Origin of the sequence: Pseudomonas monsensis (assembly GCF_014268495.2) — a bacterium.
Classification (GTDB): Bacteria; Pseudomonadota; Gammaproteobacteria; order Pseudomonadales; family Pseudomonadaceae; genus Aquipseudomonas; species Aquipseudomonas monsensis.
In genome coordinates, this window is record NZ_CP077087.1 from 4,384,760 (window position 1) to 4,411,488 (window position 26,729).

25 protein-coding genes and 4 pseudogenes are annotated in these 26,729 nt (G+C 61.2%); 15 read left to right on the forward strand and 14 right to left on the reverse strand.

The window, feature by feature from the left end; genetic code table 11:
* Positions 1 to 121 precede the first annotated feature (121 nt).
* The gene (locus tag HV782_RS19255) at positions 122 to 1,081 is read left to right on the forward strand and encodes a nucleoside-specific channel-forming protein Tsx (RefSeq protein WP_123462226.1); all 960 of its coding nucleotides are present in this window, start codon (positions 122 to 124) and stop codon (positions 1,079 to 1,081) included.
* A gap of 15 nt (positions 1,082 to 1,096) precedes the next feature.
* Complete coding sequence (locus HV782_RS19260; protein ID WP_123462224.1) at positions 1,097 to 2,119, forward strand: purine-nucleoside phosphorylase; 1,023 nt, start codon at positions 1,097 to 1,099, stop codon at positions 2,117 to 2,119.
* A 127-nt stretch (positions 2,120 to 2,246) separates the two neighbouring features.
* On the opposite strand, the gene HV782_RS19265 is transcribed toward HV782_RS19260, so the two are convergent.
* From HV782_RS19265 to HV782_RS19275, 3 genes are all read right to left on the reverse strand, one after another.
* Positions 2,247 to 3,203 (reverse strand): quinone oxidoreductase family protein, encoded by a 957-nt coding sequence (locus HV782_RS19265; RefSeq protein WP_186748141.1) that lies wholly within the window; start codon positions 3,201 to 3,203, stop codon positions 2,247 to 2,249.
* A gap of 31 nt (positions 3,204 to 3,234) precedes the next feature.
* Complete coding sequence (locus tag HV782_RS19270; protein WP_127652207.1) at positions 3,235 to 3,408, reverse strand: DUF1427 family protein; 174 nt, start codon at positions 3,406 to 3,408, stop codon at positions 3,235 to 3,237.
* 141 nt (positions 3,409 to 3,549) lie between these two features.
* The gene (locus HV782_RS19275; protein WP_225931027.1) at positions 3,550 to 4,317 is read right to left on the reverse strand and encodes an AraC family transcriptional regulator; all 768 of its coding nucleotides are present in this window, start codon (positions 4,315 to 4,317) and stop codon (positions 3,550 to 3,552) included.
* A gap of 145 nt (positions 4,318 to 4,462) precedes the next feature.
* Here HV782_RS19275 and HV782_RS19280 point away from each other — a divergent pair, with 145 nt between their 5' ends.
* A complete protein-coding gene (locus HV782_RS19280) occupies positions 4,463 to 4,690 on the forward strand; it encodes a DUF6555 family protein (protein ID WP_123462216.1) in 228 nt (75 codons plus the stop codon).
* A gap of 39 nt (positions 4,691 to 4,729) precedes the next feature.
* The gene (locus HV782_RS19285) at positions 4,730 to 5,002 is read left to right on the forward strand and encodes a hypothetical protein (RefSeq protein WP_123462214.1); all 273 of its coding nucleotides are present in this window, start codon (positions 4,730 to 4,732) and stop codon (positions 5,000 to 5,002) included.
* A gap of 23 nt (positions 5,003 to 5,025) precedes the next feature.
* Here HV782_RS19285 and HV782_RS19290 read toward each other — a convergent pair whose 3' ends face one another.
* The 3 genes from HV782_RS19290 to HV782_RS19300 form a co-directional block, all read right to left on the reverse strand.
* Positions 5,026 to 5,193, reverse strand: a complete 168-nt coding sequence (locus tag HV782_RS19290; RefSeq protein WP_123462212.1) for a metallothionein — start codon at positions 5,191 to 5,193, stop codon at positions 5,026 to 5,028.
* A 1,068-nt stretch (positions 5,194 to 6,261) separates the two neighbouring features.
* Positions 6,262 to 6,717 carry a DMT family transporter gene (locus HV782_RS19295; protein WP_123462210.1) on the reverse strand — a complete coding sequence of 152 codons (456 nt, stop codon included), beginning with the start codon at positions 6,715 to 6,717 and terminating at the stop codon, positions 6,262 to 6,264.
* Positions 6,718 to 6,720: 3 nt separating this feature from the next.
* The gene (locus HV782_RS19300) at positions 6,721 to 7,206 is read right to left on the reverse strand and encodes a DMT family transporter (RefSeq protein ID WP_123462208.1); all 486 of its coding nucleotides are present in this window, start codon (positions 7,204 to 7,206) and stop codon (positions 6,721 to 6,723) included.
* A gap of 112 nt (positions 7,207 to 7,318) precedes the next feature.
* Between HV782_RS19300 and HV782_RS19305 the strand changes: the two genes are divergently transcribed.
* Entirely contained in the window at positions 7,319 to 8,254 is a 936-nt protein-coding gene (locus tag HV782_RS19305; protein ID WP_123462206.1) for a LysR family transcriptional regulator, read from the forward strand.
* 236 nt (positions 8,255 to 8,490) lie between these two features.
* On the opposite strand, the gene ctpM is transcribed toward HV782_RS19305, so the two are convergent.
* Both ctpM and HV782_RS19315 read right to left on the reverse strand, forming a co-directional pair.
* Positions 8,491 to 10,173: a methyl-accepting chemotaxis protein CtpM gene (gene ctpM / locus HV782_RS29130; protein WP_123462203.1), complete on the reverse strand. Its 1,683-nt coding sequence runs from the start codon at positions 10,171 to 10,173 to the stop codon at positions 8,491 to 8,493.
* 198 nt (positions 10,174 to 10,371) lie between these two features.
* Positions 10,372 to 11,688 (reverse strand): Na+/H+ antiporter family protein, encoded by a 1,317-nt coding sequence (locus tag HV782_RS19315; protein ID WP_186748670.1) that lies wholly within the window; start codon positions 11,686 to 11,688, stop codon positions 10,372 to 10,374.
* 577 nt (positions 11,689 to 12,265) lie between these two features.
* Here HV782_RS19315 and HV782_RS28990 point away from each other — a divergent pair.
* Positions 12,266 to 13,234, forward strand: a pseudogene (locus HV782_RS28990) (PDC sensor domain-containing protein); the annotation flags it as partial.
* Positions 13,235 to 13,498: 264 nt separating this feature from the next.
* Positions 13,499 to 14,092: pseudogene (locus HV782_RS28995) on the forward strand (methyl-accepting chemotaxis protein); the annotation flags it as partial.
* A gap of 333 nt (positions 14,093 to 14,425) precedes the next feature.
* Here HV782_RS28995 and HV782_RS19325 read toward each other — a convergent pair.
* The 4 genes from HV782_RS19325 to HV782_RS19340 are packed head-to-tail and all read right to left on the reverse strand — an operon-like array spanning position 14,426 to position 17,027.
* Positions 14,426 to 15,739 carry a sensor histidine kinase gene (locus HV782_RS19325; RefSeq protein WP_123462198.1) on the reverse strand — a complete coding sequence of 438 codons (1,314 nt, stop codon included), beginning with the start codon at positions 15,737 to 15,739 and terminating at the stop codon, positions 14,426 to 14,428.
* Positions 15,736 to 16,404 carry a response regulator transcription factor gene (locus HV782_RS19330; RefSeq protein ID WP_123462196.1) on the reverse strand — a complete coding sequence of 223 codons (669 nt, stop codon included), beginning with the start codon at positions 16,402 to 16,404 and terminating at the stop codon, positions 15,736 to 15,738. Before HV782_RS19330 ends, HV782_RS19325 begins: the two co-directional genes overlap by 4 nt.
* A 3-nt stretch (positions 16,405 to 16,407) precedes the next feature.
* Positions 16,408 to 16,719 (reverse strand): PepSY domain-containing protein, encoded by a 312-nt coding sequence (locus HV782_RS19335; RefSeq protein WP_186748668.1) that lies wholly within the window; start codon positions 16,717 to 16,719, stop codon positions 16,408 to 16,410.
* Positions 16,719 to 17,027 carry a PepSY domain-containing protein gene (locus HV782_RS19340; RefSeq protein ID WP_123462192.1) on the reverse strand — a complete coding sequence of 103 codons (309 nt, stop codon included), beginning with the start codon at positions 17,025 to 17,027 and terminating at the stop codon, positions 16,719 to 16,721. Before HV782_RS19340 ends, HV782_RS19335 begins: the two co-directional genes overlap by 1 nt.
* A gap of 257 nt (positions 17,028 to 17,284) precedes the next feature.
* On the opposite strand from HV782_RS19340, the gene HV782_RS19345 reads away from it, so the two are divergent.
* Together HV782_RS19345 and HV782_RS28645 are read left to right on the forward strand one after the other, a co-directional pair.
* On the forward strand, positions 17,285 to 18,364 hold the full coding sequence (locus HV782_RS19345; RefSeq protein WP_123462190.1) for a patatin-like phospholipase family protein: 1,080 nt from the start codon (positions 17,285 to 17,287) through the stop codon (positions 18,362 to 18,364).
* Between the two features lie 27 nt (positions 18,365 to 18,391).
* Positions 18,392 to 18,646: pseudogene (locus HV782_RS28645) on the forward strand (hypothetical protein); the annotation flags it as partial.
* Here the strand turns inward: HV782_RS28645 and HV782_RS19350 are convergent.
* A pseudogene (locus tag HV782_RS19350) lies at positions 18,643 to 18,732 on the reverse strand (glycoside hydrolase family 19 protein); the annotation flags it as partial. The pseudogenes HV782_RS28645 and HV782_RS19350 sit on opposite strands and share 4 nt — an antisense overlap.
* A gap of 97 nt (positions 18,733 to 18,829) precedes the next feature.
* Here HV782_RS19350 and HV782_RS19355 point away from each other — a divergent pair.
* The 5 genes from HV782_RS19355 to codA all read left to right on the forward strand — a co-directional run bounded on the left by HV782_RS19355 (position 18,830) and on the right by codA (position 23,553).
* Positions 18,830 to 19,909, forward strand: a complete 1,080-nt coding sequence (locus HV782_RS19355; RefSeq protein ID WP_186748667.1) for an acyltransferase family protein — start codon at positions 18,830 to 18,832, stop codon at positions 19,907 to 19,909.
* 250 nt (positions 19,910 to 20,159) lie between these two features.
* Positions 20,160 to 20,282, forward strand: a complete 123-nt coding sequence (locus HV782_RS19360) for an AlpA family phage regulatory protein (protein WP_225931095.1) — start codon at positions 20,160 to 20,162, stop codon at positions 20,280 to 20,282.
* Positions 20,283 to 20,342: 60 nt separating this feature from the next.
* Positions 20,343 to 20,699, forward strand: a complete 357-nt coding sequence (queD, locus tag HV782_RS19365) for a 6-carboxytetrahydropterin synthase QueD (protein WP_003223505.1) — start codon at positions 20,343 to 20,345, stop codon at positions 20,697 to 20,699.
* Between the two features lie 320 nt (positions 20,700 to 21,019).
* On the forward strand, positions 21,020 to 22,291 hold the full coding sequence (gene codB, locus HV782_RS19370; RefSeq protein WP_123462188.1) for a cytosine permease: 1,272 nt from the start codon (positions 21,020 to 21,022) through the stop codon (positions 22,289 to 22,291).
* 14 nt (positions 22,292 to 22,305) lie between these two features.
* The gene (codA, locus tag HV782_RS19375) at positions 22,306 to 23,553 is read left to right on the forward strand and encodes a cytosine deaminase (protein ID WP_186748665.1); all 1,248 of its coding nucleotides are present in this window, start codon (positions 22,306 to 22,308) and stop codon (positions 23,551 to 23,553) included.
* A gap of 164 nt (positions 23,554 to 23,717) precedes the next feature.
* Here the strand turns inward: codA and HV782_RS19380 are convergent, their stop codons facing one another.
* Positions 23,718 to 24,698, reverse strand: coding sequence for a diaminopimelate epimerase (locus HV782_RS19380; protein WP_186748664.1), 981 nt, complete (start codon positions 24,696 to 24,698; stop codon positions 23,718 to 23,720).
* A gap of 243 nt (positions 24,699 to 24,941) precedes the next feature.
* Here HV782_RS19380 and HV782_RS19385 point away from each other — a divergent pair, with 243 nt between their 5' ends.
* Positions 24,942 to 26,093, forward strand: a complete 1,152-nt coding sequence (locus HV782_RS19385) for an MFS transporter (protein ID WP_186748663.1) — start codon at positions 24,942 to 24,944, stop codon at positions 26,091 to 26,093.
* Positions 26,094 to 26,729: the final 636 nt, after the last annotated feature.

Sequence of the window (26,729 nt, forward strand, 5' to 3'; positions counted from 1 at the left end):
GTGGCCGGGAGACTTGGTACGCCTTGTGCAAACGTTTGCGACCTGCCTGTAACGGCTTTTTCGTAACAAAACCATACAGGCCCGCAGAACCCGGGCCTCGATCCGCAAAAAAGGACTTTGAATGCACGCTGCTTCCCCGCTTCGCGCCCCGTTTGCGCGCACGTTTGCTGTTTCCCTGCTACTGGCCGGCGTTACCGGAGTTCTCAGCCACAGCGCTGTCGCTCAGCCGGCCTTGCCCGAAGAATCCGCCCAGGGCGAAACCCTCAGCCCCGAAGCCAGCCCGCCCAAGGAAGGTGCGTACCTGTCGGACTGGTACAACCAGGACCTGACCCTGATCGGCAGCAAGGACATCAGTTTCGGTCCGCAACCGGCTGACGATATCTATCTGGAGTACGAGTACTTCGGGCGTAAAGGGCCGTTCGAGCTTTACGGCTACGTCGACATCCCGAAGATCTTCAACATCGGCAACAGCCACGACAAAGGGGTGTGGGACCACGGTTCACCGGTGTTCATGGAACACGAACCGCGCATCTCCATCGACTACCTCGCCGGGCGCAGCCTGGCCATCGGCCCGTTCAAGGAATGGTATGTAGCGTTCGACTGGATCTACGACCACGGCAGCCGCAAGGAGAACCGCGCCAACACCCTCTACAGTGGCTTCGGCACCGACATCGACACCCACTCACGGGTCAACCTGTCGGCCAACCTCTACGGGCGCTACCAGTGGGAAAACTACGGCGCGAGCAACGAGTATTCGTGGGACGGCTACCGCGCGCAGCTCAAGTACATCGTGCCCATCGACACATTCAGCAACGGCGCGTCGCTGACCTACATCGGCTTCACCAACTTCGATTTCGGCTCGGACCTGCACAAGGACAACCCGGCGCGTACCGCCAACGCCACGGTGGCGACCAACGTGTTGCTGTACTCGTTCACCCACCTGCGCTTCACCCTCGTCGGCCGTTACTTCCATAACGGCGGTAACTGGGAGGATGGCAGCGAGCTGAACTTCGGCGACGGCAATTTCCGCGCGCGTTCCAACGGTTGGGGTTACTACGCCGGCATCGGTTACCAGTTCTGAATTGAGGAGATATTCATGCAAGCAATGATGCGTTTGACCCTGGCCGCTGCGGCCCTGCTCTCTTCCTCCACCTGGGCGGCGGAGGCGCCGATCCAGCCGAAAGTCGTGCTGATCACCATGTTCGCCCCCGAGGCACAGAACTGGATCGAGCGCCTGAATCTCAAGCAGGAAATCCGTGTACCGGGCCTGTCCGCCGAGTACCCGACCATCCGCTGCAACGCTCAGCAGGTGTGCCTGCTGACCACCGGCATGGGCCAGACCAACGCCGCCGCCTCGACCCTGGCACTGGCCCTGTCGCCGAAATTCGACCTGCGCAAAAGTTATTTCCTGATCGCCGGGATTGCCGGCATCAGCCCCAAGCACGGGACCATCGGCACCGCCGCGTGGGCGCATTACCTGGTGGAGTTCGGCACGCAGTGGGAACTGGACTCTCGCGACGCACCGTCGAGCTGGCCAACCGGTTATCTGGGCATCAACACCAAAGGCCCGAACGAAAAACCGCCGCTCGACTACAAGACCGAAGTCTTCGAACTCAACCCGAAACTGCAGGCCAAGGCCTTTGCGCTGAGCCACCAGGTCGCGCTGAGCGAGAGCAAGGAATCGGCGGCGTGGCGCCGGAAATACCCGTCAGCTCCGGCCAACCAGCCGCCCGTCGTCACCCGTTGCGACACGCTGGCAGGCAACACCTGGTTCTCCGGCACTCGCCTGAGCGAACGCGCCGAGGTCTGGACCAGGCTGCTGACCGACAACAAGGGCGAATACTGCACCACGCAACAGGAAGACAACTCGACCTATGAGGCTTTGTTGCGCGCCAGCCGTGAAGGCCTGGTGGATGTGCAGCGCCTCGCGGTGGTGCGCGCCGGCTCGGACTTTGACCGTCCTGCTCCGGGCGGCAGCGAAGTGGACAATTTGCTGAAGTACGCCGATCAGGGCGGCTTCGTGCCGGCGCTGGAAAACCTCTATCGGGCAGGCAATCCGCTGGTGCAGGACATCCTGAAAAACTGGTCGGCGTGGGAAAACGGCGTGCCGCACTCCTGAACCCACCAAAGCACCTTGTGGGAGCTGACTTGCCAGCGATGGCATTAGAGCAGTCAACATCTTCATCGACTGTTCCACCGCTATCGCTGGCAAGCCAGCTCCCACAGGTTATGCGGTGTTGGTGAGATCAAGGGATGAGGATAATCTTATCGCCGCTGCCCTGATTCACCTCGGCATAACGTGCCAGACCTTCCGCCAGCGGCACCTCCACCAGCCCCTGCGGCAATGGCAGCCGATCCTCATCGAAGAACCGCCCAAACTGCTCGAGCATTGCCGCACAGGCCTCAACGCCATACAGCAGCGAATTGATCCCGACCACCGAACCGCCCTTGCGGTATAGCGCCAGCGCCGGCAACTGCACATGGCCGTCGACGGGTGCCGCGATGATCGCGATGCGGCCGAACGGTGCCAGCGCCGCCACCGAGGCGGGCAGCCAGAAACCGGTGGTGTCGAAGATCACATCGGCGCCGCCGCTGTACTCCGCGTGGACTTGGGCACCGAGCTCTTCGGGTTTATCCAGCTGGATCGTCGCGAAGCCCTGGGCCTGCAAGTCTTTGACCTGCTCCGGTCGCCGCGCCGCCGCCAGTATCTGCGCCCCACGGACCTTGGCCAGTGCCAATGCCGCCGTCGCCACCGCGCCACCGCCGATCACCAGCAAACGGGTTTCAGCACTCACATCGCTGCGCTCAAGCGCATCCCACGCCGTGGTGTACGGCACGCCGAGGCTGGCGGCCTGGGCGAAACTCAGGTGCGACGGTTTGTGCGCCACGCCACTGGCCGGCAGCTTGACGAACTGTGCGTGCGAGCCATCGGCAAAAAAGCCCAGCTCACGGCCGGTGCCCCAGACTTCCTGGCCGAGCAACGCCTGCGGGCCTTCAACCACTACACCAGCGAAATCGCGCCCGGGAATCCGCGGCAACGTGGTGTACGGAAAACGCCCGAGCACGTTCTTCACGTCGCTGGGGTTCAGACCGGCCGCCTTGATCTCGACCAGCACGTCATCGGCGCCGGGCAGCGGAGTGGCGACGTCGACGAAACGCAGGGAAGACAGGTCGCCGGTTTTATCGAATTGCAGTGCTTTCATGAGGACATCCACCGAAGAGAGAAAGGAAAATTCACGAGAACCAACCGGCGACCAGTTGCCGGCCCATCGGCCACAACTGCTCACCCGCGAGCATGCCGAGCAGCCCCACCAGGGCGATGGCCGGTGGCGCTGGAGAACGAAAATTCAGCGCGCCATAGAGCAGGCCGACGCCCAGGCCGATGGCCAGCGAAATCAGGTAGTTCATGGGGAAAACTCCGCCGCTAAAAGGAATGGGCAGAGTCTAGGGAATCGGTGGAGAAGGCGTCGGCCAAGGACTTCTGAATTTCAGCCAAATATCGGCAAGTCACCACACAACCCTGCAGGCTCACGCCTACAGGGATGGTGTTCAGGCCGCGGGGAATTGCGAAGGCGCCACGCCCAGCTCACGGCGGAACATGTCACTGAAACTGCTCGGCGAATACCCCAGCTCTCGGGCAATGACACTGACTGCCACGCCCTGAATCAACGCCGCCACCGCCGTCGCCAGTTGCACCTGCCGCCGCCATTCGGCGAAGCCCATGCCGAGGCTGTCCTTGAACAACCGCGCCAGCGTGCGCACGCTGGCGCCGGCATTTTCCGCGTGCTGCTCGAACGCAATCTCCAGCGACGGCGCGGCCATCACCGCCTGACACAGGTTCATCAGGCGCCGGTCGGAATCGTCCGGCAGCGGAATCTTCAACGGCGAACGCCGGGCGCGTTTCAACTCCAGCAACGCCAACCCGACCAGGGCGTCGTAATACCCGGGATCGCCACTGTCGCCCTGCTCCACCAACCCGATGATCAGTTCACGCAGCAACCCGCCGACTTCGATCACCTGCACCGTCTCATCCAGCGTCGCCGCCAGCGCCGGGCGCAGGTAAATATTGCGCATCTGCAAGTCCGAGACCACACGAATCCCGTGCGGCACCCCGGGCGGCAACCACACGGCGCGCTGTGGCGGCACCACCAGCGCCTCATGCGGCGTCTCGACCCACATCACTCCGCTCATCGCATACAGCAACTGCCCCCAGACGTGCTCGTGCGGCTCGATATACAAACCACGGGGATAAGTGCGCGCCAGCGGTTGCACCGGCACATCGGTATCACTCAGATCGGGGGGCGCGGCAAGGGCCATGGCGAGCATTCATTGGGGTTGGCGGAAGCCGCATGGTAACCAGTCGGTCACCGCGTCGCCAACGATAGATACCGTCGGACAATCCGAGTGAATTTTCCCGGGGCGCTGTGATCCTTCTATTACCACAGGGAGGAATACGGGCTTTATGAACAACGCAAAACTGTTTGTCATCGATTACACCCTTCACGGCACGCCGAAGTCGTTCATTATCCGCTCGGACAAAATGGACAACACCGAGGCGTGGCATTGGGCAAGCTGCGACGCCGGCGTGGGTCGCATCCCGCGTTTCGGCCGGGAGAAAGTGCAAAAGACCAGCAAACCGATGGCGGAAAAATTCGGCGTGGAAAACGTCACGTGGCGACCGGCGAGCTAGACTCTCGTCGGCGATGGGGACTCTTTGGGGGCGTACACAATGACCAGCATCTTCAGCCCGGCGCATCTGGATTATGGCCTGGACACCCTGTTTGGCCGTATCACCAAAAGTGTGGACTGCCGGGTGGGTCTTGAGGCTGTCGAAGGCGACCCCTATCGCTTCGCCCTGCGCGTGCCGGCGCCGTTACCGGAAGACCTGGACCAGGCGAAAACCGTGGTGGTCCGGGTGGAGGGGCGACGGTTGCAAGGCACGGTGCGGCATACCGAACGGCTGGATGATGAGAGCCTGAAACTGGAAGTGGAGCCTGATTAGGCTCCACTTTTTTATGGGCGCTTTTATTTGGGGTGGGCGCAGTGGCAGCCTTTGCTTGAACACGCTTCACCGTTTTTGTGGTGGTGAGCGCAGGCCTCACAGCAATAGTGTTTGCCGTGTACGGCGTAGGCGTGTTCGCCTTCTTTGATGGTGCATTTGCAGTTGGGGCAGTCGCATTTTCTATCGGGCATGGGGGCAGACTCCTTTTTTGGTGGTTGTCTGGGCTTGTGGGGTAAGCCGTAATTACAGTGTAGGAGCTGCTGGTGGCTGTGGGGGTTGGGGTTGGGGTTGGGGTTGGGGTTGGGGTTGGGGTTGGGGTTGGGGTTGGGGTTGGGGTTGGGGTTGGGGTTGGGGTTTGGGGCATATCCGTTGCTGCGGGTGTTGCTGCTGGCGGTTCCGCCCTTACGGCGGGTCACTTTTTCCAGACGCCGAAAAAGTAACCAAAAAGGCTGCCCCCGGCGTACGGCACTTCGCTGAGGCTCAGTGTTCCCTCGCTACGGTGCCCATCCGGGGGCATCGCCTCCGGTTTGCTTCGCTGCACCTCCTCTCGATGTATGCGGCTTCGCCGCACGGCGCTGCGCGCCTCCCCCCTGATGAACACCTTCGCTCGGCCTGCCGATGGGGTGGCAGATCAAAAGCAACGTCAAAAGCCAGAGCAACAGCGAAATCAAAAGATCGCAGCCTTCGGCAGCTCAGGGGATGTGTACACCTGATGGAGTATGGTCGGCTGTCAGACCGTCATCGCTGGCAAGCCAGCTCCCACAGGGGTTGAGTGCATTCTGTTAGGGATTGGTCGGCTGGCAGGCCGCCATCGCTGGCAAGCCAGCTCCCACAGGGGTTGAGTGCATTCTGTTAGGGATTGGTCGGCTGGCAGGCCGCCACCACTGGCAAGCCAGCTCCCACAGAAAAGCAAAGGCAGCACACAGCCCTTGCTTCTCACCACTCAACACAATGAGCGTTAGCTCGAGTACCGCTTTTGATCTGAGGGCCCGTCGGCAGGCTGAGTGGAGGGATTGATCCGGGGGTGGGAGCGTAGCGACCGTTTGGCGCAGCCAAACACATCGAGAGGAGGTGCAGCGAAGCAAACCGGAGGCGATGCCCCCGGATCAATCCCGGAGCGAAGGGACCCGAGCCACGGCGAGGGCCGAACGTCAGGGTAAAGCCTTTTTGGTTACTTTTTCGGCGTCTGGAAAAAGTGACCCGCCGTAAGGGCGGAACCGTAAGTAGCCGTTACCGCAGCAACGGATCTGCCCCCAATCTCAATCAACTCGACGAACACTACTGCGATACATAAAGACCAAAGCCAACCCCAGACAAACCATCGCCAACACCCGGGAAGACGAAAGCTCGATCGCCGGATTCCCCAGCCAGCCAAAATTGTCGATCAACATCCCCATCCCCAACTGCCCGACAATTACCGCCACCGTCGCCACCGCCGTCCCCACCACGGGCACCGCCCCGACCATGACCATCATGTACACCACACCAAACAGCGCCCCGCAGACCTGCCACTTCGGCACATCGAGCAGGCTCACCGCATGGGCCGGCTCGAAAAACACGATCAACAAGCCGGTCGTCACAGCCCCGACAAAAAAAGTCAGCAAACTACTGCGCAACACCCCGACGGTCTCACCCAGACGTCCATTGATCGCCGCCTGCACACTCAACACCGCGCCAGCCAACACCACCACCGCCAACAAAATAACCAGACTCATCACTCAACCCCGCGCAATCAGAACAAGTGCCACCACAATCAGACCCAACGCCAGCCACCGCTCGGCATTGACCTTCTTGCGCGTCGCGCCAAACCAGCCGAAATGGTCAATCAACACGCTCTTGCCGACCTGCCCCGAGAGAATCGCAATCATCGTCATCGCGATCCCGATATGCGGCGTCGCCAGGGTCAATACCACCACATACATCGGCCCCAAAAAGCCGCCAATCAATTGCCAGCGCGGCAGATCGGTCAGCGCCGGGCCTTTCTGTGGGCCGGCGAACAACAGCAGCAAAAACAGGATCGCCGAACCCACGCCAAAGATGCTCAAGGTCGCCCACAAATGCCCGACCTGTGCCCCCAACGGCCCGAGCAAGCCTGCCTCCACCGACAAGCCCATGCCGGCCAGAATCACCAGCGGCAGCAACAACAGGCGCAATCCCGGTTTGGCCACCGGGGCCGTCCCACTCACTTCATCCAACGTCTGCATAACCAAAACCTGTACAAGTCAACGATGGCGCGGATTATCGGCTGGCGCCGCTGTGCGATAAATGGGAGCATCCGGACAACACTTTTGCGCAACTCGCACAGCAGGACAATTCATGCACGGGCTCAATGAGCTGGGATTCAAGGCACTCAGGCTGTTTGTGGCGGTGCTCGATCACGGCAGTTTTTCCGAAGTCGCTCGCCGCGAGGGCGTGGCACCCTCTTCGATTTCGCGGCAGATCCAGTTGATGGAACAGGCGCTGAATCAGCAATTGCTGTATCGCCACACCCGCGCCGTGACCCCGACCGAGGCCGGGCGCCTGCTCGGCCACCACGCGCGGCTGCTGCTGGTGCAACTGGAGGAAGCCGAACAGGCCTTGCAGGAACAACAAAGCGAGCCCACCGGGCTGGTGCGGATCAACGCGCCAGTGGTGTTCGGCCAACGGCATCTGACGCCGTGGCTTGGCCTGTTGTGCGCGCGCTATCCGAAGCTGCAACTGGACATCCAGCAGACCGACCATTACGTCGACCCGTTGCAGGAAGGCGCCGACCTGCTGTTTCGCATCGGCGCGTTGCACGATTCGAGCATGCAGGCACGGATTCTCGCGCCGCACCGCTTTCAGGTCGCGGCCAGCCCGGCGTATCTCAAGCGCCACGGCACGCCGCAGAAACCTGAAGATCTCGCGCAACACCAGTGCCTCGCCTACAAAGGCGCGACCGGCCAGCAGCGCTGGTTTTTCCGCCAGGGTCAGAAGGACTGGACGCCGTACGCCGTCAAGGGACCGATCACCGGCAACCACGCCGACACCCTGACCCAGGCGGCCATGCAAGGGTTGGGGCTGGTGATGTTTCCGTCGTGGCTGATCGGTGAGGCGGTGCGCGAAGGCACGCTGGTGCCTGTGCTGGGGGACTATCAGGTGTCGAACAGTCTGGAGCCGCAGCAGATTGCGGTGCTGTGGCCGGGGAGCCGGCGGCTGTCGGTGAAGGTGCGGACGGTGATTGATTTCTTTGTCGAGTGCTTTGGCGAAGTGCCGTACTGGGACAGACCTTGAAGCTGAAAATCAAAAGCCCCTCACCCTAGCCCTCCCGAAACGTCGGACCGCCCGTAGGGAGAGGGGACTGACCGAGGTGTGTCGCGTCATCCATCGACCTGAAAGATTCAGTCGATTATGGATTCGGTAAAGCTGTTTCAGGTCGGCGTAGTTCCATAGCATCCCCCATTCAGTCCCCTCTCCCTACGGGCGGTCCGACGTTTCGGGAGGGTCAGGGTGAGGGGCTTTTCAAGTGTTCAGATCCGGAACTGGCCAACCAGTTTGCCCAGCCGCTGCCCAAGCTCCGCCAGACTGCGCGAAGTCTGCGCACCCAACTGCGTCTCATCGGCCACGCTGTCCACCGCCACCGCAATCTGATGCACGCTGCGGTTGATCTCTTCCGCCACAGCAGTCTGCTCTTCGGCGGCACTGGCAATTTGCGCGTTCATCGAGTTGATCGTCGCGATCAGTTCCGCCATCGCATCCAGCGACGCCCCGGCCTGATTGGCCTGCGCCGAGGTGCCATCGCCCGCCTCGCTGGAACGGCGCATGGCCTCGACCGCCGACTGCGTGCCCGCTTGCAAGCGATCGATCATGCCCTGGATTTCCTGGGTGCTGATCTGCGTCCGGCTGGCCAGCGCCCGCACCTCGTCCGCCACCACCGCAAAGCCGCGCCCGGCCTCCCCGGCCCGCGCCGCTTCGATCGCGGCGTTGAGCGCCAGCAGGTTGGTCTGCTCGGCAATCGAGCGGATCACCCCGAGCACGCCGACAATCGACGACACGTCCTGTTGCAGGCTGTCGAGAGACACGCCGCTGCTGCGAATGTCATCCACCAGCGCATGAATCTGTTTGATGCTGCCGGCCACCACGCGTTTGGCGCTCTGGCCTTCTTCATCGGTCTGCTGGGCGGCGACGGCGGCGTTCTGCGCGCTCTTCGCCACCTCTTGGGCAGCGGCGGACATTTCATTGATCGCCGTGGCGACCTGATCGGTTTCGTGGCGCTGACGCTCCATCGCCTGGTCGGAGCGCTGGGCCTGATCCGACACCTGGGTCACCAGGCCGGTCAGTTGCGTGGTCATCTCGGTGATCTGCCGCACCAGGCCGTGGATCTTGTCGACGAACCGGTTGAACGAGCCGGCCAGTTCACCGAGTTCGTCCTGGCTGGTGATGTTCAAGCGGCGGGTCAGATCGCCCTCGCCCGCCGCGATGTCATCGAGGTTGGCTTTCATCAGGGTCAGCGGCCGCAGAATGGTATTGGCCAGCAGCATCCCCGCGATGGCAATCACCAGCAGCACCACCACCGCCACGCCAACGATGCTCAGCACCACGCCTTGCATGCGTTCCTGCACCTGCGCCTCGACCAGCGCGACTTGCGCTTCGATGCCGTCGAGGTTGACCGAGGTGCCGACCGCCATGTCCCACTTCGCCAGGTACTCGGTGTAGCCGAGTTTTGGCACCAGCACGTTGGCGTTGCCCGGCAGCGGCGAGCTGTATTGCAGATAGTGGGTGCCGTCCTTCGCCACGCTGACCAGGCCGCGGTTGACGTAAACGCCATTGGGGTCGCGGTTGTCCTTGAAGCTTTTGCCCACGCCTTCCGGATCATTGGCCTTGAACAGGCGCACGGTCTCAGAGTCGTAGCCGAAGAAGTAGCCGTCCTTGCCGTAGCGGATGCCCGACAGCAGCTTGATCGCCTGCGCCCGCGCCGCGTTGTCACCGGGTGCGGCAGCGTCGTACAGCGGCTTGATCGTGGTCATGGCCACGGCGACGTAACTTTGCAGCGTGGCTTTGGCATCGCCGAGCAGGCGCTCGCGGGTCTGTTCGACCTCAGTGTGAGCCTGTTGCTGGAGGATAAACAACGTGGTCAGGCTGATGACCAGCGCAAAGAGCAGCACCGGCAGGACGGCAAGGGACAGGACTTTGGCCTTGAGACTCAAGCGCATTGGGGGAGCTCACTCTTTTGGTTTTATTGGCGTGGTTAAAGGCTTTAACGGCACACCATCACAAAAGTTGAGCAAAGGAGTTATCCCATTCCCCTGTGGGAGCGAGCTTGCTCGCGAAGGCGTCGTGTCAGTCAACCATTAAGTCGCTGATACACCGCGTTCGCGAGCAAGCTCGCTCCCACAGGAGATCGGCGAGGTTCAGAGGACCATCGCGGCCACCCAGCCGAACGCCAGCAACGGCAGGTTGTAGTGCAGGAAGGTCGGCACCACGGTGTCCCAGATATGGTGATGCTGGCCGTCGATGTTCAGGCCGGAAGTCGGGCCCAGCGTCGAGTCCGAGGCCGGCGAACCGGCATCGCCCAAGGCTCCGGCGGTGCCGACGATGCAGACAATGGCGATCGGGCTGAAGCCCAGTTGCACGCACAGCGGCACGAAAATCGCCGCCAGAATCGGCACGGTGGAAAACGACGAACCGATGCCCATGGTCACCAGCAAGCCGACCAGCAGCATCAACAATGCACCGATGCCTTTACTGTGGTTGATCCACGACGCCGACGATTCGACCAGGGTCTGCACCTGGCCGGTGGCCTTCATCACTTCGGCGAAACCGGACGCGGCAATCATGATGAAGCCGATCATCGCCATCATCTTCATGCCTTCGGTGAAGAGGTCATCGGTCTCGCGCCACTTGACGATGCCGGACACCGAGAAGATCAGGAAGCCGACCAGCGCGCCGATAATCATCGAGTCCAGCAGCAACTGCACGATGAACGCGGCGGCAATCGCCACACCGGCAATCATCAGGCTCAGCGGGTTGTACTGCACCGCCACCTGCTCGACCTGCTCGATCTTCGCCAGGTCGTATACGCGCTTCTTGCGGTAACTGATGAACGCCATCGCCAGCCCGAACACCATGCCCAGCGCCGGAATGCCCATCGCGTGGGTGACGTTGATGCCGCTGATGTCGACGCCGCTGCGGGCAATGTTGGCCAGCAGGATTTCATTGAGGAAGATGTTGCCGAAGCCCACCGGCAGGAACATGTACGGGGTGATCAGGCCGAAGGTCATGACACAGGCGATCAGGCGCCGGTCGAGTTGCAGCTTGGTCAGGACATAGAGCAGCGGCGGTACCAGCAGCGGAATAAACGCAATGTGGATCGGCAGGATGTTCTGCGAGGCAATCGCCACCACCCACAACAGGCCGATCAGCAGCCATTTGACACTGCCGCCCCCGCTCGCATGCTGGCGATCGACCATCGCCAGCGCCTTGTCGGCCAGCGCATGGGCCAGGCCGGACTTGCCAATCGCCACGGCGAACGCGCCGAGCAAGGCGTAGGACAACGCCACGGTCGCGCCGCCGCCCAGGCCGCTGTTGAACGCCTTGAGCGTGGCGTCGATGCCCAGACCACCGGTCAGGCCGCCGACCAGCGCGCCGACGATCAACGCGATCACCACGTGCACCCGGGACAGGCTGAGGATCAGCATGATGCCGACCGCAGCAATCACTGCATTCATTTCACTACCTCAAAAAACACTGCGATGGAAACACATCGCCAGACAGGATGAGTCCGCCCATGGAGCACCGGCGGATTTGCAAAGAGGGTCTTATTAGAAGGGCGCGCACTGTGAATGAAGCAGCGGCAAGCTGCAAGTCGCAAGCTGCAAGCTTTTGCGTTTTTTCTCTTGCAGCTTGCGGCTCGAAGCTCAAGAAAGCTGTTCCTGGGCCGTTACAGTGCAAAGTCTCAGATATTTATCGAATAAGGACGTTTCCATGTCGCTCAGACAACTTTCCATCCAATGGAAAATCACCCTGCTCGCCGGGCTGTGCCTGGCCGGTATCGTGACCCTGTTGGTGGGTCTTTCCCTGTACCGCATGGAGCACAGTTCCGAACTGGTGAAAGCGTCGAGCATGGAGATGCTTACCGAATCGGCCCAGGCGCGCATTGAGTCCCAAGGCGAAGTGCAGGCCGCTGGCATTCGGCAGCAATTCATGGACGCCTATCAGTACGGCCACGGATTCTCGCGGCAAGTGTTGTTCCTGCGTGAACAGGCGGAAAAACGCTTCCTCGATGCCTTCGACCTGCGTGAAGACATGACCCGTCAGGTCAAGTCCGCGCTGCAGGCCAACCCTGACCTGCTCGGCCTGTCGCTGGTGTTCGAAGCCAACGCGCTGGACGGCAAGGACGAACTGTTTGCCGGCCAGGCTGAACTGGGCAGCAACGACAAGGGCCGTTTCGCCCTGTACTGGTCGCAGCCGACCCCGGGCAAAGTCACCTCGATGGCGCTGCCGGAAAGCGACATGGCCGACACCAGCACCGGCCCCAGCGGTCAGGCGGCCAACGCTTGGTTCACTTGCCCGCGCACCACCCTCAAGCCGTGCGTGATCGAACCGTACTTTTATGTGATCGACGGCCAGAACGTGCTGATGACCAGCATCGTCTTCCCGCTGATGGTCAACGGCAAGGTCATCGCATCGCTGTCGGTGGACATCAACCTCAACAGCCTGCAAGCGATCAGCCAGGGCGCGAGTAAAAAGCTCTATGACGGCCAGACCGCCGTGAGCATCATCAGCCCCACCGGCCTGCTCGCCGGTTACAGCCCGGACGCCAGCAAGCTGAGCCAGCGCCTGGATGCCATTGACACCGTCAGCGGCGCCGAACTGCTGCGTCAACTCGGTACCAGCAGCAGCGTCAGCAGCCTGCACAGCAACGGCCAGTTGAAAGTGCTGTCGCCGTTCCAGCCGATCCCCGGCGGTCCGTCGTGGGGCGTACTGCTCGACGTGCCGGAAAAAGTTCTGGTGGAACGCGCCGAGGCACTCAAACAGCAACTGGATGCGAGCAACAACTCGGGCACCCTGATCGAACTGAGCCTTGGCGTGTTGGCCGCGCTGGTCGGCCTGCTGCTGGTGTGGCTGATGGCGCGCAGCGTGACCAAGCCGATCCTCGGCGTAGCCAATATGCTCGAAGACATCGCCAGTGGTGAGGGCGATCTGACCCGCCGTCTGGCCTACGACAAAAAGGACGAACTCGGTCAACTCGCTGGCTGGTTCAACAAGTTCCTCGACAAGTTGCAGCCGATCATTGCCGAAGTGAAACGCTCGGTGCAGGACGCACGCAACACCGCCGACCAGTCTTCGGCCATCGCCACCCAGACCAGCGCCGGCATGGAACAGCAATATCGTCAGGTCGATCAGGTCGCCACCGCGTCCCACGAAATGAGCGCCACCGCGCAGGACGTCGCGCGCAGTGCCGCACAAGCCGCTGAAGCGGCCAAGGACGCCGACCGCGCCACTCGCCAGGGCCTGACCGTGATCGACCGCACCACCGCGAGCATCGACACCCTGGCCGCCGACATGAGCGCGGCGATGGTGCAAGTCGAAGGCCTGGCCGCCAACAGCGAGAAGATCGGCACGGTGCTGGAAACCATCCGCGCCATCGCCGAACAGACCAACCTGCTCGCCCTCAACGCGGCCATCGAAGCCGCACGCGCCGGTGAAGCCGGGCGTGGTTTTGCCGTGGTCGCCGACGAAGTGCGCAACCTCGCCCGCCGTACACAGGAGTCGGTGGAAGAAACCCGTCAGGTGATCGAGCAGTTGCAGACCGGTACCCAAGATGTAGTCGGTTCGATGGGCAACAGCCATCGTCAGGCTCAGGGCAGCGTTGAACAGGTCGGGCAAGCGGTGACTGCGCTGCGCCAGATCGGTGAGGCGGTGACGGTGATCAGCGACATGAACCTGCAGATCGCCAGCGCGGCGGAAGAACAGAGCGCAGTGGCCGAGGAGATCAACAACAACGTGGCAACCATTCGTGACGTGACCGAGTCGTTGTCGGGGCAAGCGAATGAATCGGCGCGGGTGAGCCAGTCGCTGAACAGCCTGGCGAATCAGCAGCAGAGTCTGATGGATCAGTTCCGGGTCTGATTCCGGATGGTGGGGTGTCAGTTGGATTCCCCCCTCACCCCAGCCCTCTCCCCCCAAGGGGGCGAGGGGGAAAGGGAGCCGATCTGCATGTCATTCAAAACCTGAGCCCGGCTCGGCATGTCACGGAGAAGCTTTCAAAACCTCAGTTCGACCCGGTATCTCCGGCCACGGGAAGGCTTCCAAAATCTCAGTTCGATCCGGTATTTCAGGCCACGGGAACGCTTTCAAAACTTGAGTTCGATCCGGTATTTCAGGTCGGTGTAGCTCGAACAGACACCTCGGTCAGTCCCCTCTCCCTCCGGGAGAGGGTTAGGGTGAGGGGCCTTTAGAGGCTCACCGCCGAGGCAACTCGATCACCACCTTCAACCCGCCCCACTTACTCTCGCCCAGCACCAGCAAACCACCCCACGCCTCGACAATGTCGCGCACAATCCCCAGCCCCAGGCCATGCCCGTGGGTCTGCTCGTCCAGCCGCGTCCCGCGACTGAATACCTGAGTCCGCTGCTGTTCGGGAATCCCCGGCCCATCGTCCTCGACGCACAGGGCAAAGCCATCCGTACGCTCGATCACACTCAGGCGCACCTCGGCGTCCGCCCACTTGCAGGCGTTGTCCAGCAGGTTACCGAGCAGTTCCAGCAAGTCCTCACGATCCCACGGCAATTGCAGCCCCGGCGGCGCGACGTAGCTCAAGGCCAGATGCTCGCCGTGAATCATGTTCAGCGTTGCCAGCAGCCCCGGCAGTTCCGCGTCACAGTCGAACAGCGCACCCGGCAGCGCATCACCGGATAAACGCGCACGATTGAGTTCGCGATTAAGCCGCTGTTGCACCTGCTCCAGTTGCTCCTTGAGGATCTTGCGCAACTCGGGATGGGCATCGAGTTTTTCGCTGGAAGCCAGGCTCAACAGCACCGCCAGCGGCGTTTTCAGGGCATGCCCGAGATTGCCCAGCGCATTGCGTGAACGCTTGAGGCTGTCTTCGGTGTGGGCGAGCAGATGGTTGATCTGTGCCACCAGCGGCTCCAGCTCCACCGGCACCTGATCGTCGAGTTGCGAACGCTGGCCCTGCTGCAACTGGGCGATCTGTTCGCGAGCGCTTTCCAGCGGCTTCAAGGCGCGACGCACAGTGATTCGCTGCAACAGCAAAATCAGCAGCAACCCGGCCAGCCCGAGGCCGAGGCCGATCTGGCGCATGCGCTGGAAGCTCTCGCGCACCGGGGTGTAATCCTGAGCGACGCTGATCGAGATCGACTGCCCCAGCCGCCGATAGTCCGAACGCAGCACCAGCAACTGCTGACCGTCCGGCCCCAGTTGCAGATTGCTGTGCAGGCCAGGATGGTTGAGCAGCGGCAGATCCTGATCCCACAGCGAACGCGAGCGCCAGTGGCTGTCGGCGAAATCAATGCGAAAGTAATGCCCGGAGAACGGCCGTTGATAGGCCGGTGACAGATGCCGCTCATCCAGCTGCAACCCTTGCGGACCGCGCACCAGCGCCACCAGCAGGCTTTCGCTGTCGTTGCGCAGACCGGCTTCCAGATAACGCTGCAAACCGACTTCGAACAACCACAGGCTGATTTGCGCCAGCACCACGCCGACGATCACCATCACGCTGATCAAGCCCAGGCTCAAACGGCGCTGGATCGACCTCACGAAGCTTGCCCGCCGAACAGGTAACCCTGGCCGCGACGGGTTTCGATCACGCTTTTGCCGAGCTTGCGCCGCAGGTGATTGACGTGGACCTCCAGAACGTTGGAATCGCGTTCGGTTTCGCCGTCATAGAGGTGCTCGGCGAGGTGGCTTTTCGACAGAATCTGTTCCGGGTGCAGCATGAAATAACGCAGCAGTCGAAACTCGGCGGCAGTCAGTTGAATATCGCTGCCGTCACGCACCACGCATTGCCGGCCCTCGTCCAGGTGCAGGCCGGCGGCCTGCAGCGTCGGTTGATTGGCCTGGCCCTTGGAGCGGCGCAACAACGACTGAATGCGCAGGAACAGCTCTTCGGGGTGAAACGGTTTGGTCAGGTAATCGTCAGCGCCGGCCTTAAGGCCTTCGATGCGCTCGGCCCAGGAATCCCGCGCCGTGAGAATCAGCACCGGGATCGCCAGACCGCCCGCGCGCCACTGCGCCAGCACGTCGAGCCCCGGTACACCGGGCAGGCCGAGGTCGAGAATGATCAGGTCGTAAGGCTCGCTGCTGCCCTGATACAGCGCATCACGGCCATCGGCCAGCCAGTCCACCGCATAGCCCTGACGTTGCAGGCCGGCGAGCAATTCATCGGCCAGCGGTACGTGGTCTTCCACCAATAGCAAACGCATCGGTCAATCTTCCTTGTCTTTCACAAGCTCGCCGGTAGCGGCCTTCAAATGCAGCTCGCGGGCGACGCCTTCGGCGGTGAGCAGCTCGACTTCGTAAATGTAGACGTCGTGTTTTTCTTCCAGCTCGACTTCCAGCAATTTCGAACCGGGGTAGCGGTCCATCGCCTGCTGCAGGACCTGCTCGAGCGGCAGAATCACGCCCTGCTGGCGCAGACTCAGGGCTTCGTCCTGATCGAGGTCGCGGGCCTGGGCCATCGAGCAAAACAGCACAAGCGCCAACGCCGTGCGGCGGGTGGCGCGAACATTAACCTTCATTACGTATCCTGATGATCCTTGAGAACCTGCCCGCTGACCGCGTCTAATTCCAGATCCCACTCCAGCCCCTGCGGGTCACGCATTTCGATCTGGTAGATGTACTTGCCGTACTGCTCTTCCAGCTCGGTGTCGGTGATCGTCGAACCCGGGTGTTTTTCCAGTGCCGTGGCGTTGAGCTTCTCGAAGGACACGATAGTACCAGCGTCGCGCAGGCGCAGGGCTTCGTCGGGGCCTAGATCGCGGGCGTGGACGATGCTGGCGGTCAGGCCGATGATCGAGGCAATGGACAGGGCAGTCAGGGTTTTCATGGGATCTCCGTATTCTTATGTGTTGCTACGATGGGCACCTTAGCGGGATGAACTTAACTGAAACTGAATTGCCATCATTGTTTCAAGGCAATACCGGATCCGTTGAATCATGCAAAACCCTGTGGCAGCGGGCTTGCCCGCGATAGCGTCCTTTCAGCCACCGGGATGCAAGCTGTACCGTCATTGCGGGCAAGCCCGCTCCCACAGGGTTCAGTGGTTAACCTATAATTGCCAGCTTGCTAACGATCGAGACCGGTATGACCGCCATCCACATCAAGTTCCCCGCCCTCACCCTCAAGGCCGGCCCTCGGGCCATGGCGCGCATTCGTGCCCAGGGCCTGAACGCCAAGGACGTCGGCACCCTGCCCGGTGCGGCCGGTGGTCCCAAGGCGTTGGGCATTCAGGGGCTGGATCTGGCGTTGTTCGGCGAATGGCTGCCGAGCGCGCCTCGTGAGCGTTCGCTGATTGGTGCGTCGGTGGGTTCCTGGCGCTTCGCCAGCGCCTGCCTGCCGGACGCCGCCGAAGGTATCCGCCGTCTCGGCCAGTTGTACGCCGAGCAGAATTTCAACAAAGGCGTGACCATGGCCGAGATCAGCCAGAGCTCGCAACGCATGCTCAACGACCTGCTCGACGGCCGCGACGCCAGCATCCTCAACAACGCCGACTACCGCCTGAACATCATGGTGGTGAAAAGCCAAGGGCGCCTGGCCGACGACCATCGTGGCCGCCTCGGGCTGGCGCTGGGTTCGGTGATTGCCGACAACCTGCGCGGGCGGGCGCGGCTGTCGCGGCACTTCGAACGCTTGATCATCCATGACCCGCGCCTGGCCCCGCCGGTGCATGCGCTGAACGACTTTCCGTCGCGCTTCGTCGCGCTCAATGCCGGCAACCTGCGACAGGCGCTGCTGGCGTCTGGCTCGATCCCGATGGTCATGGAGGGTGTGCGCGACCTGCCGGGCGCCGGTGCCGGCACCTTCCGCGATGGCGGTTTGCTCGACTATCACCTCGACCTGCCCTACAGCGGCGACGGCATCGTGCTCTATCCGCACTTCACCGACCGGGTGATTCCGGGCTGGTTCGACAAGACCCTGCCCTGGCGCAAGGCCTCGGTGGAGCGCTTGCAGGACGTGCTGTTGCTGGCACCATCGAAGGAATATCTGGCACGCCTGCCCTACGGCAAACTGCCGGACCGTAACGACTTCAAACGCTTCATGGGCGATGCACCGAGCCGCCAAAAGTACTGGCACGCGGCGATGGACGAAAGTCGCCGGCTGGGCGACGAGTTTCTCGAACTGACCGCCAACGGTCGTCTCGCCGAGCGCTTACTAACCCTTTAGGCGCGCAGGGACCACTCAGTACCGTAGCCGCACGGATTCCGTCAGCTGTTCTCAACTGAGATGAACGGACGCAGCGATAACCGTGACTGGATCGAACGACAACTAGCTCACGCTGACAGCAGTTTGATCCGCGACGTTTACAACCTCGCAACCTGCGTGGAGCTGCGACGGGCAAGCCCCATTCATTTTGCACCGTGCGCCGCGCAAGTGATCGCCACCGAGTGCGGCAGCATCAAGCTATTGATGGCTGCGCGATTCAGCGCACGCTCTGCAACTGGCTGAAAGCGATCCATCGCCAGATTCAGAGCAGACACAAAAACGCCGGCGTTCGGGAGGATCTGCAGCAATTGCTGCGTGGTGGTTGGCATAGCTGCGTAAACTGGCAGGCATTGTCTGTCACACGTAGAATGCCGACCGCCGCGCCATCCGGCGGCAACCACATCACTCGCTGAGCAACGGATTTAGATGAATAACAACAAAGCAGAAAGGATTGTCTTTCTCGACTACATGCGAATCTTCGCATTTGTCAGTGTGCTTATCGGGCACAAGTTCTTTCCTTTGCTGACAGAACTGTCGGAAAACCCTGTAAATCACATAACAATCAGAACAGTCGCAAACATGCTGATCCCATTATGTTGGGGCGGCGGTGCCGGGGTTATCGTTTTCTTTTTGACCTCTGGATACATCATTACTCACGTGCTGCGAACAGAGGCGCCGGTTGAGTTTCTGGTCAAGCGTGTTTTCAGGATTTACCCGCTGTACATCTTTGCCGTTATTTTGCAGATTGTGCTGGAAAAGCTGGTGATGGGAATTCACCTGCCTGACCTCACCACGTTTGTGACCAGGATTCTACTCATCGGTGATTTCTTCGGCACTCCGAACTTTCTCGGAGGCGTCGAGTGGACGCTCAGGATCGAAGTTCTTTTCTACGTGGTCATGGCCGCATTCAAAGCACTCGGCATGATCGAGCGGCCTGCGTGGCTGCCTGTGGCTTTTGCTGCGGTGTCGGCGGCGCTGGCTCTTCTGCCACCCTTCCCGTTTCAGGAAGGCCTGTCGCTAGGCTACCTGTCGATCTACGGCCCGCTGCTGTTTATCGGGTCTTGCATTTATCTGGGTCAGCACAAGCTTTCCAGCAGATTCGTTTGCACTGCTGTATCAACAGGAATTCTAATCTCATCATTAATCATGTACGCGAAGTATCAAACCTTCTGGAAGGAAAGCAACTTTGCAGCGCTGGCCGTGGTTCTGTTTGTGACTGCCTTCCTTGCTCGCCGCTACATGAAAGAAACACCAGCAGTCACCCTGCTTTCAGGTATGACCTACGCTGTTTACTTATTCCATAACTGGTTTTGGGGATATGCTTCCGTTGCATTAACAGCGGCCGGCGTGAACATCCTGCCAATGCAGCTACAGATACTGATCTTCGTCCTGATATTTTGCTATGTCGTACACAAGACAGTTGAGCAGGCCGGTCTCAAGCTTGGGCGAAAATTCGTCAAACGGTTTGTTGCTCGTCCACGCCAGATTGAAAAGGCCGTTGCATAGCATGCCCGGCACACCGCCGGGCGGGCCATTAACACTTTACTCTGGGGCTTGATGAACCGGGGGTGATCTCCAAGCTGTCGAGTACCCTGTCATGGGCCTTGCATGCTTGGGCGCGGACCGTTTCCATGTCATTGGCGTCATGGCAATCGACGCCTCGTTCATCAGTTCGCTGTAGATCTGGCGAAGCTGGTTGCGTTGGTCGCCGACGCAAGTAATTGCAGTCGATGGGCATTGAAAAACCTATCGTCGCATCCGGGAGGGCATGTTCCTGAATCAGGTTAGAATATGCCCAAATTCGGTGGCTTGGCGCCAGTCATCAATCGCTCGGTGGATGACCGATTGGACCTCCACCGACGATCAATCAGTACATTGATCAGTCAACCAGATACCCCCCGCTCTAAACCCTCTAAAACAAATCCATACAGGTCATACCGTGGAAATCTTCAAGGAATTTACTTTCGAATCAGCCCATCGCCTGCCGCACGTACCGGACGGCCACAAGTGCGGACGCCTGCACGGTCACTCGTTCAAGGTGGCGATTCACCTGAGCGGCGACCTCGATCCGCACACGGGCTGGATCCGCGACTTCTCCGAGATCAAGGCGATTTTCAAGCCGCTGTACGAGCGTCTGGATCACAACTACCTGAACGATATTCCCGGTCTGGAAAACCCGACCAGCGAAGTCCTGGCCAAATTCATCTGGAATGAAATGAAGCCGCTGCTGCCGGAACTCAGTGCGATCCGCATTCACGAAACCTGCACCAGCGGTTGCATCTATCGCGGTGAGTGATTCAACGCAGATCTGCGTGCAGGAGTGAGCCTGCTCGCGATAGCTTCGGCACCTTCAAAATCAATGTGTCCGACAAACCGCTATCGCGAGCAGGCTCACTCTTACAAAGGATCGGTGTTTGTCAGGAAAATAGAGAACAGCCTTCACGGCTGTTTTTTTATGCCTGTGTTTTTTGGCGCCCACATGGGGCTCGGGTGCATTCAGATGCACTGCTTTCGAGCCATTGCCGGCAACTCGTCTATACATAGTCCGCATAACCGACATCTGGCACGACCACTGCAACCTGCTTCGAGTCTTCCCTCTTCAGCAAGGAACGCCCCATGACGCAGAACGATCCCGGCAACGACTACCCCCTCAGCGAAGTCCCGATGCACGCTCGCAAAGGCCTGGCCTCGACCGCCATGGTGCTGCTCGGGTTCACCTTCTTCACGGCGACCATGTTTGCCGGCGGCAAGCTCGGTGTGGCGTTCAGTTTCAGCGAGATGCTCGTGGTGATCATCGTCGGCAACCTGCTGCTCGGGCTATACGCCGCCGGCCTGGGTTACATCGCCTTCAAGAGCGGTCTCAATTCGGTGCTGATGGGCCGTTTCTGTTTTGGTGAAGTCGGCAGCAAGCTCAGTGACCTGATCCTCGGCTTCACCCAGATCGGCTGGTACGCCTGGGGCACTGCGACCGCCGCCGTGGTACTCGGCAAATACTTCGATCTCGATGAGGGCACCGTGCTCGGTTTGATGGTGCTGTTCGGCCTGATGTTCTGTGCCACGGCGTATGTCGGTTATCGCGGCCTGGAGATTCTGTCCTACATCGCGGTGCCGGCGATGATGTTGCTGCTGATGCTGTCGATGTGGGTCGCGACCGTTAAAGTCGGTGGCCTCGATGGTTTGCTGGCCGTGGTGCCGAGCGGTTCGCTGGACTGGTCGACCGCGATCACCCTGGTGTTCGGTACCTTCGTCAGCGGCGCGACCCAGGCCACCAACTGGACCCGCTTCTCGCGTTCGGCGCGGGTGGCGGTGCTGGCCAGCCTGATCGGTTTCTTCGTCGGCAATGGCCTGATGGTGCTGATCGGCGCCTACGGTGCGATCGTCTATCAACAGCCGGACGTGGTCGAAGTGTTGCTGCTGCAAGGTTTCGCCATGGCCGCGATGGCCATGCTGTTGCTCAATATCTGGAGCACCCAGGACAACACCATCTACAACTTCGCCGTCGCCGGCTGCAACCTGCTGCGTACCGGCCGACGCAAAACCGTGACCCTCGCCGGTGCAGTGATCGGCACCCTGCTCGCCCTGCTGGGCATGTACGACATGCTGGTGCCGTACCTGATCCTGCTCGGCACCGTCATTCCGCCGATTGGCGGGGTGATCATGGCCGACTTTTTCTTCCGCTGGCGCGGGCGCTATCCGCGTCTGGCCGACGCCCGGCTGCCGGCGTTCAACTGGCCGGGCCTGGGGGCTTACGCGGTCGGTACGCTCGCCGCATTCCACTCGCCGTGGGTCGCGCCGCTGGTAGGGATTGCCGCCGCCGCGCTAACGTATGTCATCGTCACCGGCCTGCTCGGCGCCCGTCGCGCCAGTGCGCCACTACAAGACCTATAAGAAGGATTCGCCTGATGCACATCATCAACGCCCGACTGCGCAACCAGGACGGTTTGCACGAACTGCACCTGGAAGACGGTCTGATCCGCAGCATCGGTCGCCAGACCGAAGCCCCGAACCTCAACCCCGGCGACCTCGACGCCGGCGGCAATCTGGTGGTGCCGCCCTTCGTCGAGCCGCACATCCACCTCGACGCCACCCTCACGGCCGGCGAGCCGCGCTGGAACATGAGCGGCACGCTGTTCGAGGGCATCGAGTGCTGGGGCGAGCGCAAGGTCACCATCACCGAAGAAGACACCAAGACCCGCGCCAAGAAAACCATTCAAGCACTGGCCGCCCACGGCATCCAGCATGTGCGCACCCACGTCGATGTCACCGATCCGCAACTCACGGCGCTGAAGGCCATGCTCGAAGTGCGCGAGGAAAGCCGACACCTGATCGACCTGCAAATCGTCGCGTTCCCGCAGGAAGGCATCGAGTCTTACCGCAACGGTCGCGAGCTGATGGAAGAAGCGATTCGCATGGGCGCCGACGTGGTCGGCGGCATTCCGCATTTCGAATACACCCGCGATCAGGGCGTCAGTTCCGTGAAATTCCTGATGGACCTGGCCGAACGCACCGGTTGCCTGGTGGACGTGCACTGCGACGAAACCGACGACCCGCATTCGCGCTTCCTCGAAGTGCTCGCCGAAGAAGCGCGCAGCCGTGACATGGGCGCACGGGTCACCGCCAGCCACACCACGGCGATGGGTTCTTACGACAACGCTTACTGCGCCAAACTGTTCCGCCTGCTTGGCCACTCCGGGATCAGTTTCGTCTCCTGCCCGACCGAAAGCATCCACCTGCAGGGGCGCTTCGACAACTTCCCGAAACGTCGGGGCGTGACGCGGGTCAACGAGTTGCTGGAGGCCGGGATGAACGTGTGTTTCGGCCAGGACTCGATCGTCGATCCATGGTATCCGCTGGGCAACGGCAACATCCTGCGCGTGCTTGAAGCCGGGTTGCACATCTGCCACATGCTCGGTTATCGCAACCTGCAAAGTGCGCTGGATCTGGTCACCGACAACAGCGCCAAAGCCATGCACCTGGGCGAGCGATACGGGTTGGAACAAGGGCGCCCGGCGAATCTGTTGATACTTTCGGCGGACAGCGATTACGAGGTGATTCGCAGTCAGGGCTTGCCGTTGTATTCGATTCGCGGCGGCGAGGTGTTGATGAAGCGGCAGATGCCGGTGGTGGAGTTCAGTGGTGAGCTGAGCTGAGATTTGTGTTGGAGCTCATGGCGCCATCGCTAGCAAGCCAGGCTCCCACAGGGGTTGGTGGTGAATGTACACCCACTCCTACAGGGGTTCAGTGGCGTACACAAATGAGGTGTTCAACACAAACCCTGTGGGAGCCTGGCTTGCCAGCGATGGCGTCTTAGAATTCAGCCCATCAACCGCGCTGTACCAAACAACCTGACCCTGCGCAATTCACCGCCTGCTTCTTCGAGCAATATCGGCGCCGTGCCGCCGGGCATCACCACCTGCACTTCACCGGCCGCCACCCAACCCACCCGCCACGCCGCCGATGCTACGGCACTGGCACTGGTGCCGGAAGACGCCGTCGGCCCCTCGCCGCGTTCGAACACTCGGGCGAGGATTTTCTGTGGTGAGTCGAGCACCGCCCATTGCAGATTGACGCCGGCCGGGCATGGATTTCCGGCACCGGTGGGCATGGCGTAGGCGATTGCGGTCAACCCTTGGTTCAGCGGTGACTCACGCATCTGTTGATTGCTCGGCAATGCCGCCCGGTCATCCAGCAGCGTCACGCAATGCGGATTGCCGATACGCACAAACTGGCTATGTGACCATGCCGGATCGAGTGTCGCCAGTGGCTTTACCACACTCACTTCTCGCCCATTGAAGTCGGCGCTTTCGACGTTCTGCGCACCCACTGCGCGCGCCCCGAAACCGGGTTGGCCAAGATCGAGCCAAAAGCCTTGAACGCCTTCGACTTCGGCCGGTTTCACCGAGGTTTCCACGGCATCACCCTTGTCGTGATGTACGCGCAACAACGCGCCCTCCTCCGGCATCACGCCTTGCTCGGTCAGCGCCTGCGAAAAAATCGTCAGGCCATTGCCACTGCGCTCGGCAAGTGTGCCGTCGGTGTTGACGATCAGTACGTCGAATGGCGGCGACGTCTGGAACGAGCCGATCAGCAGGCCGTCGCTACGGTGGGATTTGCTCCCCGCGGGACGCTGCCCTTCGGGCCAGTCGCAGCACAGCGTGATGGCTGCGCGGCTCCACGCCTGTCTCGACAAGGCACACTGCGCGGCCGTCATCGGCAGACCGATCCCCGCCTCGCGAAGTGCCTGAGGCGAAACCACCCCGTAGACATTGCCCCGTGCATCGTAAAATCGCGTCATCCCCCGTCCTTACCGTTCAATCCCCCTGAAGCTGCCACTGTAAAACGCAATCCCCTGCAGGAGCGAGCCTGCTCGCGAAGGCGGTGTGTCAATCGCCACATTCATTACCCGAATCAGCGTTTTCGCGAGCAGGCGAACGCCTACGGGTTAGGATGTCGACTGCACTCCCCCGGAACCTGCGATCGAACCTCGACGCGCTATCAATGTCCTTCGGGGACGCGATGTTTTTTGCCAAGGAACGATATGACCAGCCTCAACCCCCAAGACACCTTCGTCCCCGGACGCCTGCAACAGATGTCGACGCGCATCGCCTTTTTCATCGCCGGCCTCGGCATTGCCGCGTGGGCGCCTTTGGTGCCATACGCCAAGGCCCGCGCCGGGCTCGATGAAGGCACGCTCGGCTTGTTGCTGTTGTGCCTCGGCGTCGGTTCGATTCTGGCGATGCCGCTGGCGGGGATTCTCGCCGCGCGCTTCGGCTGCCGCAGAGTGGCGACTGGCGGCACCTTGCTGATCTGCATGGCATTGCCGCTGCTGGCGACGGTGTCGTCGATTCCGGCGCTGATCGCCACGCTGTTCATGTTTGGCGCCGGGCTTGGCACGGTGGATTCGACAGTGAACCTGCAAGCGGTGATCGTCGAACGGGCCAGCGGCAAAAACATGATGTCGGGCTTTCACGGCTTGTTCAGCCTCGGCGGGATCGTCGGCGCCGCCGGCGTGAGTGCCCTGCTCGGCCTCGGTCTGTCGCCGCTGGGCGCGATGCTGGTGGTGGTGGCGGTGTTGGTCGCCGCGTTGTTCAAGTGCGTGCCGCACATGTTGCCCTACGGCAGCGAAAGCTCAGGTCCCGCATTCGCCATTCCCCACGGCATCGTGCTGTTCATTGGCGGGATGTGCTTTATCGTCTTCCTCACCGAAGGCGCGGCGCTGGACTGGAGCGCGGTATTCCTGGCGCAAGAGCGCGGGATCGACACCGCCTATGCCGGACTCGGTTACGCGGCATTTGCCCTGACCATGACCGCCGGACGTTTGATGGGTGACCGGATTGTTCGGATTGTCGGGGCGACGCGGATCATTCTGTTTGGCGGCCTGTTGGCATCCGCCGGACTGTTTCTGGCGACGTTCGCACCGAGTTGGGAGGCTGCACTGGTCGGTTATGCGCTGGTCGGCGCCGGCTGTTCGAACATCGTGCCGGTGCTGTATACGGCGGTGGGCAAGCAGACGGTGATGCCGGAAAGCATCGCAGTGCCGGCGATTACTACGTTGGGTTATGCGGGGATTCTGGCGGGACCGGCTGTGATTGGTTTTGTTGCCCATGCCAGTAGTTTGAGTTTTGCTTTTGGGCTGATGGCAGTGCTGCTGGTGGCGGTGGCGATTGGTGGGAAGGTATTGAGAGTCTGAACTTAGTGCACTTGCCAGATTGTTGTTTTGGGGTTGGGGTTGGGGTTGGGGGCATATCCGTTGCTGCGGGTGTTGCCGCTGGCGGTTACTCACTTTTCCAAACGCCGGAATGCCGGCCCAGCGAAAAGTAAGCAAAAGCCAAGCAGATCAAAAGATCGTCCGATCGCGGCCCGAGCCTTCGGCAGCGCCTACAGGGAGGTTGAGTACATCGGTCAAAGATTGGTCGGCTGTCAGGCCGCCTTCGCGAGCAAGCTCGCTCCCACAGTAAGGTTGAGTACCCCCGCCAGAACTTGGTCGGCTGTCAGGCCGCCATCGCTGGCAAGCCAGCTCCCACAGAAAAGCAAAGGCAGCACACAGCACACAGCCCTTGCTTCTCACCACTCAATACAATGAGCGTTAGCTCGAGTACCGCTTTTGATCTCAGCGCCCGTCGGCAGGCTGAGTGGAGGGATTTAGCCGGGGGTGGGAGCGTAGCGACCGTTTGGCGCAGCCAAACACATCGAGAGGAGGTGCAGCGCAGCAAACCGGAGGCGATGCCCCCGGATCAATCCCGGAGCGAAGGGACCCGAGCCACGGCGAGGGCCGAACGTCAGGGTAAAGCCTTTTTGGTTATTTTTTCGCTGGGCCGGCATTCCG